This is a genomic window from Veillonella sp. oral taxon 158 (assembly GCF_018376515.1).
Lineage (GTDB): Bacteria > Bacillota > Negativicutes > Veillonellales > Veillonellaceae > Veillonella > Veillonella rogosae.
The window spans coordinates 57,742-75,612 of the sequence record NZ_JAHABE010000006.1 but is presented as its reverse complement, the minus strand read 5'-3'; the positions used below and the strand labels follow the sequence as shown (position 1 = coordinate 75,612).

Genomic DNA, 17,871 nt, shown 5'->3' with positions numbered 1-17,871 from the left:
GATGTGATATAATGCATGTAAATACTTATGCCCGGGACATAGGAGGTCTATATGTACAAATATATTACTATTTTAGGGGCCGCTGGCCAGATTGCACAGAAGTTAACCGCTACATTATTAACATATACAGACATGCACCTTACATTATATGGTCGCCAATTATCCACGCGTATACATCCAGAAATCCTCGAACATGAACGAGTGACTGTCATCGAGGGCTCTTTCCAAAATCCCGCAAAATTAGAGCAAGCTGTAACAAATGCTGAAATCGTTTTCGTAGGTGCCATGGAGGCTGGTAGTGATATGGCATCCATCGTGAAAGCATTGAGTCGCAAAAATGTACGCCGCGTTATCGGCCTTTCCATGGCTGGTCTCTCTGGTGAATTCCCAGCAGCACTTGAAAAATGGACCTTCGACAACTTACCGATTAGCTATGTACAAGGCGAACGCCAAGCACGAAATGTATTGCGCGAGTCCAACTTAAACTACACAATCTTGCGCCTCACATGGCTCTACAATGATCCAGAGAATACAAATTACGAACTCATCCCTGAAGGAGTGCAATTCAACGATGCTCAAGTTACTCGCGAAGCCGTTGTAAAAGCCATTTTCGATATTTTACATGTAGAGGATGAAACTCCGTTCCACCGCACAAGTATTGGCGTAGGTGAGCCCGGTACACACTACGACAAACCAAGCTTTCACTAATATATAACTATATTAAGAACAAAGGCCTAAAAACTATGAATATAGGTAAAAGCTACAGTAATACAATAAATATTAATGATACTACAACTAGCATTTTACAAGCTAAGATAGATATATTATCTGCTATTGTAGAAGGTCAAAATGACATTATCCAAGGGCGAACGCTAACCTTAAAAGAAACATTTGATAGCATAGACAAAATGTTAGAAAAAATATAAATAGTATAGTCTATTAATTTTTTAATATAAGGTATATCCAAAATTCAGGAGTACATTTTTACTCATGTAACATAGATTTTGGGTATACCTTTTCTTATTGCTATATTTTATAGTTATTTATATAGATAAAGTTCTGTATTTACGCTATACTAATAAATGATTAAGTTATACTAATATATATGTGAAAGTAAACGCCTATGCGGTTATCGATTATATTTATATATACATTTTGTTGTATAAACCACCGTATTTTTTGTGTATAAAAATAAACGATATCCCTTTTTAGTCCTAGTTAGGGCAGAGGCTGATTAAGGAGTTATTATGAATCGCATTGTTGTTATAGGCAGTTGCAACATGGATATTGTAGTCCTAGCGGACAAACGCCCTACTGCGGGTGAAACAATCATGGGCAACGAATTGCACATCGCTCACGGCGGTAAAGGTGCAAATCAAGCGGTAGCTGCTGCTCGTCTAGGCGCAGAGGTGACTATGGTTGGTTGTATCGGGGAAGATGCATACGGCCAAATGATTATGGATAACCTAAAGGAAAATCATATCAATACAGACTACATCGTTACCGTTCCAGATACTACAACTGGTACAGCCCACATTACATTGGCCGAAGGGGATAACAGCATTATCGTTATTGCAGGTGCTAATGCTAAGGTGGATCAATCTGTAGTAGATAATGCTTGGTCAGCTATTGAACAAGCAGATCTCGTAATGGTGCAAAACGAAATTCCTATTCCAACCATCGAATATCTCGTTCGTCGTTGCCACGAGGCTAATGTGAAAGTCCTCTTAAATCCAGCTCCAGCAGCTGACCTAAATCCTGAATGGTTAGAATTGGCTACGTACATCACGCCAAACGAGCATGAACTATCTGCTCTTTACCCTAATCAATCTACAAAAGATACGTTACTAGCTAACGAAAACAAAATCATCGTTACCCTTGGCAGTAAAGGTGTAGGCTACGCCGACAATGGCGAAATCCACACCGTATCTGGCTTCAAGGTTGAACCAGTAGATACAACAGGTGCAGGCGATACCTTTAACGGTGCCTTTGCAACAGCTATCGTCAATGGTAAAAGCTTAGCCGATGCGTTGCACTACGGCAATGCAGCTGCGGCCCTCTCCATCCAACGTTTGGGCGCCCAAGGCGGTATGCCTACGAAGGACGAGGTCGCTGCATTCTTGGCAAAGAGTTAGCATATTGAATAGAAAAAGGAGTTATCCATGCAACGACACGGTATTTTAAATAGCCATATCGCTAAGGTTCTTGCAGATCTTGGTCATACAGATACGATTTGTATTGCTGACTGCGGATTGCCAGTACCTGAAGGGGTTCAAAAGATTGATTTAGCCTTAGATTTTGGTGTACCAAGCTTTGAACAAGTGGTATCCATCATCGCTAAGCATATGAAATCCGAAGCGGTTCATGTGGCAAAGGAAATTAAGGAAAATAATCCTAAGGCTTATGACTTCTTGGAGGCCACCTTCCCATCCAATCAATACGAATGGATTGAAACGAGCCATGAAGCTTTCAAAGAAGCCACAAAACAATGCAAATGCATTATTAGAACTGGTGAAGCATCTCCGTATGCCAACATTATCTTGCGCGCCGATTGTATTTTCAGCGATCGCCCGTAGAGCAATAGATTAACCAATTAGTTTTATAAGCATCCGAACCTGTAAATTAGGCAGTTCGGCTTGCAAAAATTAACTATCAAATCTATTACATACATCAGAGATACTTTCACCAATCATATAGGAGTAGTTATGGAAATTGTTATGTCTGGTATTGCAAAGGCATTTGGTACGAACCAAGTACTACGCGATGTAAGTATTACCCTCAAGGAGGGCGAGGTTCACGCCTTGATGGGTGAAAACGGCGCCGGCAAATCCACCCTCATGAATATCCTTACGGGCATTCACAAGGCAGACGCTGGTAAAATCACCATCGACGGCGTAGAGCGGACCTTCCCGAACCCAAGAGAGGCCGAGCTAAACGGTGTGGCTTTCATCCACCAAGAGCTCAACATTTGGCCAAATCTAACCTTGTTAGAAAACCTATATTTAATGAGACCGAAGCGCAATAAATTCGGTATGCTCGATAAAAAGGCGATGCTCGAAGAAGCACAAAATACATGCCGCGAACTAGGCATCGAATTGCCGCTCACAACGGAAGCAGGCCTTTGCTCCGTCGGTCATCAACAGATGACAGAAATCCTTCGTATCTTGATGTTAGATGCCAAGGTTGTCATCATGGACGAACCGACAGCAGCCCTCACAGAGCGTGAAACGGCAACATTGTTCAAAATGATGCGCAAAATGAAAGCCCGTGGCGTAGCAATCGTATATATTTCTCACCGTATGGAAGAGGTATTTAGCGAATGCGATACTATAACAGTTATGCGTGATGGTCACACCATCATTACAAAACCAACTGCTGAAATTTCTGTAGACGAAGTGGTACGCCACATGGTAGGTCGTTCTATCGACGAGTTCTATCCTGCTCGTACAACTACACCAGGCGAAGTTGTGATGAGCGTGGATAACCTTAAACCAGAAGGTTTTAACAACGAAATCTCCTTCTCCTTGCGTAAAGGTGAAATCCTCGGCGTAGCAGGCCTCATGGGTGCTGGCCGTACAGAAATCATGCGCGCCATCTTTGGTGTAGATAAACACAATGGCGGTACCGTAACAGTTAACGGATCCGTTCTGAACTGTAAAAAACCAGAAGATGCCATCAAAGCTGGCATTGCTTTCATCACAGAAAATAGAAAGAGCGAAGGCTTGATCCTCGATTTCTCCATCGGTTCCAATATTACATTGCCGAACCTTGACGAAATTTGTCCATCTCATGTATTGGATAAGAGCAAGCTCAATTCCTTTGCTGACGAATTGTCTAAAAAGCTAGGCGTTAAAACACAATCTATTCACGAAGCGGCATCGTCCCTATCCGGTGGTAACCAACAAAAGGTGGTTATCGCGAAATGGGTTGGTAAAAAGCCATCCATTATCATCATGGATGAACCAACGCGCGGTATCGATATCGGCGCAAAACGTGATATTTATGATTTAATGAACGAATTAACGAACGATGGTGTGTCCATTATCATGGTGTCCTCTGAGTTACCTGAAGTGCTAGGCATGAGTGACCGCGTTATGGTCATTCATGAAGGTCGCGTAGCAGGTATCTTGGACCGCTGCGATGCAACACCAGAATCGATTATGACATTAGCCACAGGAGGACAATAATGGACAGCAAAGCTCTACAGTATATAAAAAAATTAGGCCCCCTCATCGGCCTCATCCTATTATTTGTAATTATCTCTGTCATGAACGACAGTTTCCTTGAATTCTCTAACTTGCGTAACTTGTTGCGCCAAGTATCCATCAATGCGATCATCGCCTTTGGTATGACTTTCGTCATCTTAACGGGCGGTATCGACTTATCCGTCGGTTCCATCCTTGCCCTCTCTAGTGCAGTGATGGCCAACCTCATCGTAACTGGTACTGACCCTGTATTGGCTATCGTATTAGCAGCCGGTGCAGGCCTTGTATTGGGCGGTATTAACGGTCTCGTTATTACCTATGGCCGCGTAGCTCCATTTATCGCTACCTTAGCGACCATGACAATCTACCGTGGTGCGACGCTAGTATTCACAGACGGTAATCCAATCTCCGGTCTTACTCAAGATCCTCTATTCCACGGCTTTGGCCAAGGGGATATTGCAGGCCTTCCAGTTCCAGCTATCACAATGTTCCTAGCTTTCATCGCCCTCTGGTTCGTATTGAGCCGCACATCCTTAGGCCGTAAAACATACGCCGTAGGTGGTAGCGAAAAGGTTAGTTTCATTGCTGGTATCAAGATTGACCGCGTTAAAATCTTCGTGTATGCCTTGACTGGTATGCTCTGTGGTATCGCTGGTGCAATCATCACTTCTCGTCTTAACTCTGCACAACCTACAGCAGGTGCAGGCTACGAACTTGACGCTATCGCAGCGGTAGTTCTTGGCGGTACAAGCCTTGCTGGTGGTCGTGGTCATATCGTTGGCACATTAATTGGTGCCCTAATTATCGGTACCCTCAACAATGGGTTAAATATTCTCGACGTTTCCAGTTTCTATCAACAAGTTGTAAAAGGTATTGTTATTTTACTGGCTGTTCTTGCAGACCGTAAGAAAGCCTAGGAGGTTCCTATGAAAAAACTATTGTTACTGTTGGCGATGGCCGTTATGGTTATCGGACTTGTAGCAGGCTGTGGTAAAAGCGCTGATAACGGCGGCGACAAAAAATCCGGCACTATCGGCTTCTCTGTTTCCACATTGAACAACCCATTCTTCGTAACTATGAAGGAAGGCGTTGAGGCTCAAGCTAAAACTCTTGGCCTTAAAGTTAAAATCGTTGATGCTCAAAACGACCCTGCAAAACAAGCAAATGATATTTCTGACTTGCTTGAAAGCGGCGTTTCCGTATTGATCATTAACCCTGTAGACTCTGCAGCTATCTCTACTTCTGTAGAAGCAGCAAATGCTAAAAACATTCCTGTAATCACTGTTGACCGTTCTGCTGATAAAGGCAAAGTAGTTGCTCACATCGCTTCCGATAATGTAAAAGGCGGCGAAATGGCAGCTCAACTGATCGTTGATAAAGTAGGCAAAGCTGCAAAAGTAGCTGAAATCGAAGGTATCCCTGGTGCTTCCGCAACTCGTGAACGTGGCCAAGGTTTCCATAACGTAGCTGACAAAGACTTAACAGTAGTAGCAAAACAAAGTGCTGACTTCGACCGCACAAAAGGTTTGAACGTAGCAACAAATATCTTGCAAGCTAACCCTGATGTACAAGCTATCTTTGCTCATAACGACGAAATGGCATTGGGCGCTATCCAAGCAGCTAAATCCGCAGGCAAAACAATCTTCATAGTAGGCTTCGACGGTACTGCTGACGCAGACAAAGCTGTTAAAGACGGCACATTGGCTGCAACAATTGCTCAACAACCAGACCAAATGGGTAAAATCGCTATCGATACAGCTCAAAAAGTTATCAAAGGCGAAGCTGTAGAAGCTAAAATCCCTGTAGATCTTAAAGTTGTTACAAAATAATTGTATATAGAAACTGGGTACAAAAAAGAGTCGCATCTTAAAGACGCGACTCTTTTTATTTCGGCTCTTTCTCTAAAAACACTTTAAAGAACTCAATAAACTTTGGCAAATACGTTTGATCTAAACTTTCAATAGTCATATTACATTTGTAATTATAAGTAGTACAGATGTTAATCTCCATCGTTAGAACACCCTTTTGATCTAACGAGAATGTAAGCGTATCCCCTTCTCCAGTTAATACATAAGAGAAGGTTGCTTTTCCTTTGCAATTCTCATATAGCTCAACTAATTCTTTGTATCCCCCATGAATACCAGACCAGTCACTAGGGTCAATGTACCCAGCACAAATATTGTAGCCCTGTTTAATATATACGCCAAACACACCAAATTGAGATAACTCCGTATCCATATCAAAAGCAATGGTTAAATTTGGTTCATTTACGATTTCATACATCCTATTCACACTCCACAAGTAGTAACATTTTCATTTATTATAACATTACATGTATTAACAAAATAGTAACTAGAGATAAAAATAAAATAGCGACTAGTTGATTATCTTAACTAGTCGCTATTTGTATTGTAGAACTCCAAATTAGAGTTCTTCTTACAAGGTTTTCTTAAAAAATATTGTCGTATGTACCTTCCCAGGTAGTTGTGTTCGTTTGCATTCCTTAAAGCCAAAGCTTTCGTACATTTTGGTAAGCCACGGATGTTCTGCGGCGGTACCTAAAGTTACAGCTGGTGTTTTATATACGTTGCGGAGTAGGTCTTCTGCTTCGGCAAGGACTTCACGAGCATAGCCCTTTCCCTTATGTTCAGGAGCCGTTACAAAGTGCGCAATGTGCGGGTATACATCTGGTGTAGCCTTGGGAATCCAAGGCATGCGGAATGAAATAGAGCATACCAAGGCGCCATCTACGTAGAGGCCATACACAGGATATTTTAAGATCCATGCACGAGACTCTTCTTGGCTAAAGTTGATGGCATCAAAGGATATAGGATAGTTCTTATTCTCTGCATATCCCGCAATCAACACCTCGTGATACTCAGCCGCATCATCTACAGTTAATTGTCTAAATTCTTTCATTATGTACCTCGTTTATAAAGCTGCGCTATCTAAAGGCAATTCACTATCGAGTGTAAGGTAACGGCTCAAGAATTTACGTGTTCGTTCTTCTTTAGGATGTTCAAGGACAATCTTAGGGTCCCCTTGTTCTACGATGACGCCGCCTTCCATGAATACGACTTGGTCAGCCACTTCTTTAGCAAAACCAATTTCGTGAGTAACGATGATCATCGTAACCTCTAGCTCTTTAGCGATTTTACGGATAACTGCTAATACTTCCCCTACGAGTTCTGGATCAAGAGCTGATGTAGGTTCGTCAAAGAGAATAACCTCTGGGTCCATCGCAAGGGCCCGAGCGATGCCGATACGTTGTTGTTGACCCCCTGAAAGTTGTACAGGATAGTAATCTTCATAGCCTTCCATGCCTACTTCCTTGAGGAAACGTTGCGCAATGTCACGGGCTTCAGATTTTTTCATCTTCTTAACTGTTACAAGGCCTTCCATGATGTTTTCAATAACAGTCTTATTAGAGAATAAGTTATAAGACTGGAATACCATGGATGTATTGCGGCGTACGTTTAAGATTTCCTTATTAGATGCTTTATGTAAGTCTACAGAAATATCGTTTAATTGCATCGTCCCAGCATCAGCCTTTTCAAGGAAGTTCAATGTTCTAAGGAACGTCGTCTTACCACTGCCAGATGGGCCAAGGATAACCGTTACAGACCCTGTTGGCACATGTAGGTCGATGCCCTTTAAAATTTCACGGTTCCCGAAGGATTTGTGAACTTGTTTAATATCTATCATAATGCATTACCTCGTTTATACTTGCTTGCATAGACTTCTAAACGATGGAAGATAAATTCAAAGACAATCCCCATCACCCAGAATAGACCGGCCACCACGATGTAGGCCTCAAAATACTGCGAATTTTCCTCTGTATATAACTTTGCAGCGCCAAACAATTCAATAACCGTGATGACGAATACGATACTAGTACTCTTCATAGTGTTAAGGAATTGGTTCGTAAATAGTGGCAACGCAAAGACTGTCGCTTGCGGCAATACGATGCGACGGAACGCTTGGAGCCAAGTCATACCGATGGCTTGAGCCGCTTCCATTTGACCTTTCGGTACCGATTGCAAGGCAGCCCGGAAGATTTCACTCAAATACGCCCCTGTATGCAAGGTTAAGCCTACAACGGCTACGAAGGTAGCTGGCACCTTTTCAAAAGGCACATGCACCCCTGTTTGATCCTCTAAGGCGAGGAAAAGAATTGGCAAGCCATAGTACACGAGGTATAAGAGAACCATGTTCGGAATACTACGGCACAACAATACGTACAAGTAGCTGAGCTGACTGAGCACAGGTACTTTATTTTGTTGTAGCACGCAACTTAATAACCCTAGGATTGTACCCAAACCAACGCTGAGGAAGGTAATCATGAGGGTTACTTTCACATAAGGAATGACAGCAAAGAAGGTGCCATAAATATAGGTTGAATCAATAATATGTCCCATAAGCCCCTACTCCTCACTGATCAAAATGCGTTGCGTTTCCTTGCCCGCAACGGTAAAACGTTTTTCAAGCAATCGGCCCAAGAGGGACACGATGATAATTAGAATTCCATAAATGATGGCTGCGTCTACGAATAACTCAAGATAACGCTGGCTATTGCCGCCCATGAGGTCCGCCTTACGCATCATATCGACAACGCCGACGTTAAAGATGAGCGCCGTCCCTTTCAACATGCCGATAACGAGGTTCGTCAACGGTGGAATACTCATGGTGAAAGCCTGCGGCAAGATGATGCGCACATAGCTTTGAAACTCGGTCATGCCAAGGCTTTTAGCGGCTTCCTTCTCACCAGGAGCCACCGCATCAATACTGGAGCGCATGATTTCGGCACTATACGCTGCGATATGCAATGTAAACACCGCATACACGAATACGAGGCCCGGCACATTTTTCATGTTAAGACCCATATGGGACATGATTTCTGGCACCCCAAAGTAAATGAGGAATAGTTGTACCAAGAACGGCGTGCCCCGCATAAAGGAGATAAATACAATAAATAATTGGTTTAATACTGGCACCTTCTTGAGGCGAATAATGGCTATAATAGAGCCCAATATAACACCTAAGATGGCAGAAATAACGGTGATGAGCACCGTTACGTGAACATAATTCAAGAGCTGTGGAAACGCTTGGATCATGTAGGACACATCAAAATACTTGCCCACAGTAGCACCTCGTTTCTATACATAATAGAATAAGGCCGCCAAGGCGGCCTATTCGTTATTTTTGTGTTGGATCGAATGTGTAATCCCCACCAAGATATTTTTCAGAAAGTTTTTTCAACGTACCATCAGCACGCATTTCTTTCATCGTTTTATCGATTTTTTCGTTTACTTGTTTCATATCATCTGTCCGTTTAGACAAGAAGTATGTTGGTACTACTGCCAATACATCACCTACGGCTTTGAGTGGTAAGCCACGGTCCTTAATGGCAGAGTTAATTACGTATTCATACTCACCAGCTGCATCGGCACGACCGGTAGCAACGAGGTTCAATGTTTCTGCACCAGCTTTATCTGTATAGATAACTTCAATTTGCGGATCCGCTGTTTCATTGAATTGTTTTACTAATTCGTTAAACTCAGAAGATGTAGTAACGGCGATTTTTTTGCCTTTCAAATCATCTAATTTAGAAATGTCATTACGGTCATTTTTCACCACTAATTTACGTGTGGAGTAGTTATTAACCTCATTGGTGTAATAGTATTTTGCTTCACGAGTTGGATTACGGCGCATTTGGTTTGCAATCATGTCAACTTGGCCAGCATCCATTGCTACGAAGGCAGCGTCAACGGCCATCGGCTTGAAGTTGAAGTGAAGGTCTGGATTACGACGTTCAATTTCTTTCAACAACTCTACGTCAAAACCTGTAAGGTTGCCGTTATCATCTGTATAGGAATAGGGACGAACTGTACCACGTGTAGCTACGTTAATCACTTTGGCATCTGGATTCACCTTTGTTTCTTTAGATGTATCATCGCCACAGCCAGCTACCACGAGAACGCCTAGTGCCAATGCGCCGATGGCAAATAATTTCGTCAATTTCTTTGTATTAAACATGTAAAACTCCTTCTTTTTGCAATGTTTGCAGGAATGGCTCCACCTCATTTGTATGGGTGAAAGCCTCAATTATTCTATCTATTTGGTCAGCCTTCAACGTGAGGCCAAGCTTAATGCGTATATCCTCTAATGTAAGGGGATTATTCGGCGATCCTTTCGGATTGTTCACCGTCTCTGTGAAAGTATCTCCACTTTTTAAAGTAACGGTTACTTTCGTAATCCGCTCTGTTAGGGATACCTTCGGCAAATCATAAACACGTTCTATACGATTCATATAGTCTCGTACTATTGGGTCTATGGCTTCTAGCTTGAATAACTCATCTTGTACCGCCCCATAGGCGAGGACTTGGTACACGATGTACTCTATGGAAAACTGCCCTTCTCGACCTGTTGTTGGCACTGTATAACGCAATGCTGCATCAGCACCAGGCGGGAAGTGAACAGTAACTCGCTTTATATCATCCCAAAGGAATACATCAGAGTCAGCACATCGTATTCTATGTGCCACCACCTCTGCTGCTTCAGCGCCACAAATGGCTGCCGAGCAATAGGGGTGGACTTTCATCCACAAACCAGGATCAATAAGTTGCCCTGGTGCTAACCAACGGCTAGCGATGTCATTTGATGTAACGGTAATATTACCGATGGTTTTAAACCAACCCCGTTCAGGGTCAAACGGTTTTGTACTTGTTTGAAGTGATGTATGTTGCAACAGTTCGTAAGCCCATACACCATTGCGTGCTGCCAGTCCCGCATGGAGCGGCTTACCATCTGTACCACTTTGAAAGAACATGCCCGCCGACTGAGTAGCAGCCAAAGACAGGAGCTGAGCCAAGCTTTCACCATGAAGGCCTCGCAAAGCGCCTATAGCGGCCGCCGCCCCAATCACACCAACGGTCCCCGTAGAATGCCATCCTTGGGTCCGATGGGCAGGATTGATGAGTGAACCAATGATTCCCTCTAGCTCGGCGCCAATGATATAAGCACGAAAGAAATCATGCCACGTATCATTCGGCTCGAGCACTGCTAATAGAGCAGAATATAAAACAGTACTGAAGTGACCCGCCAAATTTGCCTGGGCATCATCAAAATCTAGATAATGAGAGGCAAAACCATAATATAAGGCTTTATCAGCTTTAGATACATTTTCTCCATTAGCCCCGATGAGCCGAGCCAAGTCCTGAACGGCTTGTTCCGACTCAGCTGGCGCTAGGGACGCCAGATAATCTAGAAAGGCAATGCGCGCTACTGATAGGAGGTCCTCACGGTTCGACACATCCGTTTGTTCTATGTAGTTCACAATCGTCTGCGTTACTGAATCCATGGGCCCTCCTTTGAGCTATTTATTTACCAAATTTCTCCGCACGGTCATTTGGTTCTAACCAAATAGAATCGTCTGGACCTTTTGGAATAAGGCGTGGTAGATCTTCAAATGGCGTATGGTCTACGTAGTAGAAACGTTTACGCATAGAGTCGAAGTCTGTTGTACCACCGAATGCTGGATTGGAGTACAAATCCTTCGCGTAGTTCCAAAGGTTTGGATAGTCTACGAGGCGTTTTTTATTAACCAAGTATTTTTGGTAGAATACGAGGTCAAAGCGAGCCAATGTTGGGAAGATACGGATATCTGGATCTGTAATCGTATCGCCCATCAAGTAACGTTGCTTGCTAAGGCGCTCTTCAAGCCAGTCTAAGCGAGCAAAGATACGATCGTAGTAGTACTCGTAATCTTTTTGGTTTGTTACAAGAGCCGCCAAGTTTACCGCTAAGTTAAAATCAGCGTAGATAATAACGTTCAACGCATCGATATCGGCACGTAATTCCTCTGGATAAATATCTGGTGCATCAGGCGAGATGAAATCTTTAAAGCCCAATGCTAATTCAGTCGTTAACGCATGGTAGTCATTGTTTACTACTGCACCAGTTGTAACATCTACGATAGCTGGTACTGTGGAACGTGCGTCGTAGTTAGGGTCGCCTTTGCGGTACGCTTCACCTAAGGAGTGAATGCCTAGTACCGGATCCTTTTCATCTTTATCAAGGGTAAAGAACCAGTCTGCAATAACCCCTGCTGGACGCAATGGATCAACAGTGCCTTTAGAGATTACCGTATCTAAGCCAAGCAAATCGATGGCTATAGCAATACGGTGAGCCCAAGGACAATGTTTAGACCATACAAGACGATAACGGTCTTTTTCTACAGGTAAAAACCCTGGTTCACTCCCAAAAGGTGTTGTGAATTGAGGTTCTTCGCTATCAGAATATTTTTGACGACGGTTAAAATTCGATGCATCTTTACCTTCATACTCCTTTTGCTCCCCTTGAGAACGAGGGTTACTAGACTGAAACTCGGAAAAATCGATTGGACAAGGATTCATAGCACGTTGGAACTCAACTTCTTTTCGAGCTGCCGCGATACTAGGATCCTTGATGTTACTTACATCTACGTGTTCACTCATTCTATACTCCTATAGAGGTCATCTCTATTCGCTTTACAATTCTTATTTTGAAAGCTACTGTGACATCCCTCACTTATTCCTACTAACTTAATATGATTATGTAATTATAATATATTATTTAAATACCTATGTCAATAGTAGGTATTTAAAATTTATAATGATTATTGAAAATAAAATATCATTCTATGTAAAAGTATAGAAAATCATACTACATACATCACCTAAAGGAGAAATACTCCATTTAACCTTATAAACATAAAAATAGAGCTATATCTACTGCAGATATAGCTCTATTTGCACATTACACAAGATAAGTTATTGTATACATCATATAAGAATATTATTTACTATTATTTCTATTCGTTTGATTTTCTATTTGCTAGCGCATTAACCTTTGCTTCCAATGCAGCAATACGATTTACATCAGCTTCATGTTGAGCTTTTAATGTCTCTACCTCTTGTGAAAGTACATTGATAGCATTAGTATCTTGACTAGCCATCTTTTCACTAGCAGGACCAACCTTAAAAGAGGCACCTACATTAAACATAGTACTGTTTTGCCCAACCGTAGAGCCTACAGAGAATTGAGCGATCTTGTTTGGCGTGAAGAAGGCACCTAAAGCCATCGCTTTTTCGCCTTTATAAGAACCGCCTGCTACCGCTAGATTCCACTTTGTTCCATCATCAGACTGTACTGGATGGAGCCCTGCTAATGCCGCACTCATAGCACCTACTCTATTAATATTACTATCTAAACGATTAATATTAGAGTCTAATCGTTCAATAGATCCTGTGCTAGCTGATATGGATTGCTTCAAAGCATTTACATCAGCTGCTTTTACATCAGCTACCATTTTATTATCCTCTACATGCAAACCATCTCCCACATTTACATTAACTACATGATCATCTCCAATAGTAGTGCCAACGCCACCTGTATAGGTCGCATAGTCGCGAACTCGTTTCAATTGCGCCACATTAACCGCATCATCATCGCGTGTCCCTGCAGTTAAGTTTGTAATTTGACGATTCCCATAAGACTTAGAGCCAACTGCGACAGCACCCATTTTAGATACCCAAGTATTACTATTCCCGTCACTGTCCTCTATGAGATAGCCCTTCTCTCCTGCCCCAACAATAGCGTGGGAGCGCGCCCCTAAAGCTACAGCGTTATCTATTTTGGGTTCTACTTGTGAGAAGTAACCTAGCGCAGTACTTTCTGTTGCATAAGCTTTACTATAGCTACCAAGCGCTACAGCCCCTGTTGTTTTTGCACTATACATAGAAGCAGATGCATTAGAACCTATAACCGTAGAATTTTCACCATTTGTACCCGCACGTTGGCCTACAACAGTGGCACCGCGTGCGTTACTAGCACTAGCATTACCAACAACTACAGTCTCTCCAGCTAATGCATCTTGTTTACCAAAACCACCATAACCGATAGCTAGAACCTCTCCAACCCAGCCTTTATTAGTATAGCCTTGATCTTTACCAATAAAGATCGCCTTCTTCCCCGCTACAAATGTTACCGTAGGCGCGTCTGTACTAGGATTAACAGCTGTACTATCTGCTGCTAAACTAGTTGTCATCACGCCACAACCAAGACACGCTGCTAACACTAATGCTTTTTTACTTACCCTCATAAATTCCTCCTGACTACAAATAACTTATCAGGTTAAGTATACTGTAATATGAATTTTTATTAAAATTAGACATTCTAATCAATATCCCCTAAAACTCAAACAAGAAAAGCAGCATGTATCTTTAACTATTATATCTATTCTAAGACTATTAATAAGTTATAATTATGCATGCCAAGAACCAGTTACACCTCCTATATAAGCGGCTATTATACCATCCACTATAAGAGGCGATTATACGATTCTACTATAAGAGATTATTATCCGCCTTATAGAAACTATTATTTTTCCTATAAAAGTTATTATCCAGGCTATGCAAGAAACGATTATATAAAATTAAAGAGAGCCTATAGATTGTCTCCCCATCAAGTAAAACCGGGAACAGACAACCCATAGACTCTCTATCAACTTTTTATTTTATAAATAGAACAGGACTGTTAAGAATTAGTCCTTAGATTATTCGTGTGGCGTTGTATATGTTATGTTTTGTGCTTCGTAGCTTTCACCATGAGCCAATACATGAACGATAGTTTCTAGCGTAGCGCGTACGGTCTCAACAGCCATGCTCGGTTGATCTGGCTTGTTCACCACTTGGGATGGCAAGTACGGAATATGCATGAAGCCCGCCTTAACATTGCCTTTTTGAGCTGCATAATGTAGCACACCGTACATAATATGATTACATACGAAGGTGCCTGCTGTATTAGACACTCTCGCAGGAATACCCGCTTGGTGTAATGCATTAACCATATCCTTAATAGGAAGTGTAGCAAAGTAAGCACTTGGGCCATCAGCTACAACAGGTTCATCGGTAGGTTGGTTGCCACCATTGTCTGGAATGCGGAAATCATCGCAATTTATGGCTACCCGTTCAATCGTAATATCTGGACGACCGCCAGCTTGACCTACACAAAGAATAAAATCAGGGTTGCATGTATCGGCTGCTTCTATTGCAGTTTTAACAGATGTATACCGCACAGTTGGCACCATTTGAGTCACTACTTTGTAGTCCCCGTCTGTGTAACCATCCATCGTTTTAACAGCTTCCCATGCAGGATTGATACTTTCACCACCGAAAGGATCAAAACCGGTAATCAAAATCGTTTTCATCATAGTACCTCATAACAATATCAAAAGATATTATATATAAAATAGATTAAAGGAAATAGTACATTAACAGAATATTCAATGTAAGCATTACGATAGCTACAGGAATTTGAGCCTTAATAACACCGTAGGTATCCTTCATTTCAAGAAGCGCCACAGGAACAATATTGAAATTTGCTGCCATTGGCGTCATCAAGGTACCACAATAACCAGCAAGCATTGCAATAGGGCCAATCACCGCTGGATTAGCACCATGACCTGCAACAAGCATCGGTACACCAATAGCACTAGTAATCATAGCAAAGGCTGCAAAGGCATTCCCCATAATCATTGTGAAGAAAGCCATTCCAATACAATATGCTACAACGATGAGAAATACGTTATCTGCAGGAACTATGCTAGCTACCATACTTGAGATCAACTTGCCTACCCCTGCAAGGTTAAATAGATACCCAAGGGCTGCTAATAATTGAGACAAGATAGCAGTCCAACCGATAGCATCGAGAAGACGACGACCTTCATGGAAACTTTGACCGACCTTAGCTTTCGTAATATATAAGGCTACACATAGGGCAATAATAGAAGCAATGGCAAGGCCTACAAGGGCACCCAGTTTCGTGAAGAACCCGATGATGAACGTAATAATACCAACGAGCAATGCCGGAATAAAGATCACATTACCAATACGCAAGGCTTCCATTTTTTTGAAATCTATAGCAGATTCAAAATAATTCCCTTTGCCAAGTTGTTTAAATAACACAATTGCCGCCATAGCAATTACGAGCCAACCATTAATTTCTTTAGACATATAAGAGCCAAAGATAAAGGAAATACCATATAATAGCCAGAATAGACCAGTACCAATACGATGATTATGGTCCTTATCGACAAAAGATTGTATGGAAAAAATAACTAAGATAATACCTACTAAAAGATATACAAAGTCTAAGGGCTGCATTTTATATAATACTTCTAACATATTATTTGCCCCCTTTCGCTAATTCTTCTGGAGTGACGAGAATATTAAGCTCATTTGGCACAAGTTTGCCCGCTTTCATATCCGCCTCGTCTTGAGCCACACTAGCTTGAATTGTTTTATCAAAAATAAAGAATCGAATAACACTCACTATATAGGCACATATTGCTGTAGGAACTCCATATAGCACCATATCTGTAAGCTCAACATTATAGCCAAGCTGCTCCATAACACCTTTAATCAATAAAAGACCACCCGCTGCAAGGAACAAATTTTGACCAAAAAAGTTACCAATATTATCTGTAGATGCCGCTACACCACGAATCTTATCGAGTGTACATTGAGATATAGGGCGACCTTGCGCTACCGCAGCTTCACTCATAGGAGAAATCAAAGGACGAACCATAGCTACAAGACCCGACATACTAATACCCAGAGCTACTGTTACTTGTCGAACAAATAGATATATCATGAAAATACGACCAGCTGTTGCGGCTTGAATCTTACCGATCAATATTTCTGCCCGTTCACGTAAACCGTGGCGTTCCATAATACCAATTACAGGAAGTACCAAGGCAAATAGTGACATATAACGGTTTTTTACGAAAGCCTCCCCAATAGCACCAACGATCTCGTTTATGCTCAGCCCTGCCGAAAGCCCTGTCACAAAGCCTGCCGCAATAACTACTAACAATGCATTAAAGCGTAGCATCAAACCGATGACCATCACTAAAATGCCCGATAAAATAATCATATGGACACATCCTTTCTACAAACTACCCATAATCGTATATAACCGCAAAGGCACAGTATATATATTATGTATATTATATATGAATATATTATATATCAAATAGTAATAATATCACACAATAAATCGCCTTGTAATGTATTTTAATAGATTGCTACAAACCAAAAACTACTAAACGTGTATTACAAGGCGATTTACTTATTTAACTCAACTCTTTTTTGAATAAAATTGTAGTATGTTGTTTACCTCTAAAATGAACTTTATCATATGCTTTAAAGCCGAAGGATTCATACATTTTAGGTAACCACGGATGTTCCTTTGCAGTCCCCAAGGTTACTGTATGTGTTTTAAACTGTTCCTTTAAAAGCTCTTCTGCATGGCCCAAGGTTTCCCGTGCATAGCCCTTTCCTTTGAAGGCTGGTGCTGTTACAAAGTGTGCAATATGTGGATATTTATCCGGTGTAGAATATTTTACCCAAGGCATGCAAAATGTAATGGAGCTCACTAATTCGCCATCGATATATAACCCATACACAGGATAATTTTCAATCCACTCCTTAGATTCTTCTTCTGTAAAATCAATGGCATCAAAGGTGATCGGATAGTCTTTAATCGCTGCATAGCCATCGATTAACACCTTATGATATTCTGCTGTGTCTGCTACTGTTAATTGTCTAAATTCTTTCATGGCCTT

Annotated in this window: 20 protein-coding genes; 7 read left to right on the top strand and 13 right to left on the bottom strand. The window is 41.7% G+C overall.

Annotated features, from left to right (window positions below):
• Window positions 1-51: 51 nt before the first annotated feature.
• The 7 genes from KH364_RS05225 to rbsB all read left to right on the top strand — a co-directional run bounded on the left by KH364_RS05225 (window position 52) and on the right by rbsB (window position 6,034).
• On the top strand, window positions 52-708 hold the full coding sequence (locus KH364_RS05225; protein ID WP_009351972.1) for an NAD(P)H-binding protein: 657 nt from the start codon (window positions 52-54) through the stop codon (window positions 706-708).
• Between the two features lie 35 nt (window positions 709-743).
• Window positions 744-926: a hypothetical protein gene (locus KH364_RS05220; protein ID WP_009351928.1), complete on the top strand. Its 183-nt coding sequence runs from the start codon at window positions 744-746 to the stop codon at window positions 924-926.
• Between the two features lie 321 nt (window positions 927-1,247).
• Entirely contained in the window at window positions 1,248-2,135 is an 888-nt protein-coding gene (gene rbsK, locus KH364_RS05215; RefSeq protein WP_009352191.1) for a ribokinase, read from the top strand.
• 27 nt (window positions 2,136-2,162) lie between these two features.
• A complete protein-coding gene (gene rbsD / locus KH364_RS05210; protein ID WP_009352111.1) occupies window positions 2,163-2,576 on the top strand; it encodes a D-ribose pyranase in 414 nt (137 codons plus the stop codon).
• A gap of 129 nt (window positions 2,577-2,705) precedes the next feature.
• The gene (locus KH364_RS05205) at window positions 2,706-4,187 is read left to right on the top strand and encodes a sugar ABC transporter ATP-binding protein (RefSeq protein ID WP_009352188.1); all 1,482 of its coding nucleotides are present in this window, start codon (window positions 2,706-2,708) and stop codon (window positions 4,185-4,187) included.
• A complete protein-coding gene (gene rbsC / locus KH364_RS05200) occupies window positions 4,187-5,122 on the top strand; it encodes a ribose ABC transporter permease (RefSeq protein ID WP_265138288.1) in 936 nt (311 codons plus the stop codon). Before KH364_RS05205 ends, rbsC begins: the two co-directional genes overlap by 1 nt.
• Before the next feature lie 9 nt (window positions 5,123-5,131).
• Window positions 5,132-6,034 (top strand): ribose ABC transporter substrate-binding protein RbsB, encoded by a 903-nt coding sequence (gene rbsB / locus KH364_RS05195; protein WP_009351848.1) that lies wholly within the window; start codon window positions 5,132-5,134, stop codon window positions 6,032-6,034.
• 55 nt (window positions 6,035-6,089) lie between these two features.
• Here rbsB and KH364_RS05190 read toward each other — a convergent pair whose 3' ends face one another.
• The 13 genes from KH364_RS05190 to KH364_RS05130 form a co-directional block, all read right to left on the bottom strand.
• Window positions 6,090-6,488, bottom strand: a complete 399-nt coding sequence (locus tag KH364_RS05190) for a hypothetical protein (RefSeq protein WP_273298855.1) — start codon at window positions 6,486-6,488, stop codon at window positions 6,090-6,092.
• 153 nt (window positions 6,489-6,641) lie between these two features.
• Window positions 6,642-7,124 carry a GNAT family N-acetyltransferase gene (locus KH364_RS05185; RefSeq protein WP_273298854.1) on the bottom strand — a complete coding sequence of 161 codons (483 nt, stop codon included), beginning with the start codon at window positions 7,122-7,124 and terminating at the stop codon, window positions 6,642-6,644.
• 12 nt (window positions 7,125-7,136) lie between these two features.
• Window positions 7,137-7,910, bottom strand: coding sequence for an amino acid ABC transporter ATP-binding protein (locus KH364_RS05180; protein ID WP_273298853.1), 774 nt, complete (start codon window positions 7,908-7,910; stop codon window positions 7,137-7,139).
• Window positions 7,907-8,623 (bottom strand): amino acid ABC transporter permease, encoded by a 717-nt coding sequence (locus tag KH364_RS05175; protein ID WP_273298852.1) that lies wholly within the window; start codon window positions 8,621-8,623, stop codon window positions 7,907-7,909. Before KH364_RS05175 ends, KH364_RS05180 begins: the two co-directional genes overlap by 4 nt.
• A 6-nt stretch (window positions 8,624-8,629) precedes the next feature.
• On the bottom strand, window positions 8,630-9,346 hold the full coding sequence (locus tag KH364_RS05170) for an amino acid ABC transporter permease (protein ID WP_004697693.1): 717 nt from the start codon (window positions 9,344-9,346) through the stop codon (window positions 8,630-8,632).
• A gap of 55 nt (window positions 9,347-9,401) precedes the next feature.
• On the bottom strand, window positions 9,402-10,241 hold the full coding sequence (locus KH364_RS05165; RefSeq protein ID WP_265138278.1) for a transporter substrate-binding domain-containing protein: 840 nt from the start codon (window positions 10,239-10,241) through the stop codon (window positions 9,402-9,404).
• Window positions 10,234-11,565: an MmgE/PrpD family protein gene (locus tag KH364_RS05160; protein WP_273298851.1), complete on the bottom strand. Its 1,332-nt coding sequence runs from the start codon at window positions 11,563-11,565 to the stop codon at window positions 10,234-10,236. The genes KH364_RS05165 and KH364_RS05160 overlap by 8 nt, the downstream gene beginning before the upstream one ends.
• Before the next feature lie 19 nt (window positions 11,566-11,584).
• On the bottom strand, window positions 11,585-12,700 hold the full coding sequence (locus KH364_RS05155; RefSeq protein WP_054748335.1) for a glutathione S-transferase C-terminal domain-containing protein: 1,116 nt from the start codon (window positions 12,698-12,700) through the stop codon (window positions 11,585-11,587).
• 356 nt (window positions 12,701-13,056) lie between these two features.
• Window positions 13,057-14,346 (bottom strand): YadA-like family protein, encoded by a 1,290-nt coding sequence (locus KH364_RS05150; RefSeq protein ID WP_273298850.1) that lies wholly within the window; start codon window positions 14,344-14,346, stop codon window positions 13,057-13,059.
• A gap of 453 nt (window positions 14,347-14,799) precedes the next feature.
• A complete protein-coding gene (pcp, locus tag KH364_RS05145) occupies window positions 14,800-15,453 on the bottom strand; it encodes a pyroglutamyl-peptidase I (RefSeq protein ID WP_043006064.1) in 654 nt (217 codons plus the stop codon).
• 46 nt (window positions 15,454-15,499) lie between these two features.
• The gene (locus KH364_RS05140) at window positions 15,500-16,429 is read right to left on the bottom strand and encodes a DUF979 domain-containing protein (RefSeq protein WP_265138272.1); all 930 of its coding nucleotides are present in this window, start codon (window positions 16,427-16,429) and stop codon (window positions 15,500-15,502) included.
• Between the two features lies 1 nt (window position 16,430).
• Window positions 16,431-17,180, bottom strand: a complete 750-nt coding sequence (locus tag KH364_RS05135; protein WP_273298849.1) for a DUF969 domain-containing protein — start codon at window positions 17,178-17,180, stop codon at window positions 16,431-16,433.
• A gap of 199 nt (window positions 17,181-17,379) precedes the next feature.
• Complete coding sequence (locus KH364_RS05130; protein WP_273298848.1) at window positions 17,380-17,865, bottom strand: GNAT family N-acetyltransferase; 486 nt, start codon at window positions 17,863-17,865, stop codon at window positions 17,380-17,382.
• Window positions 17,866-17,871 lie beyond the last annotated feature (6 nt).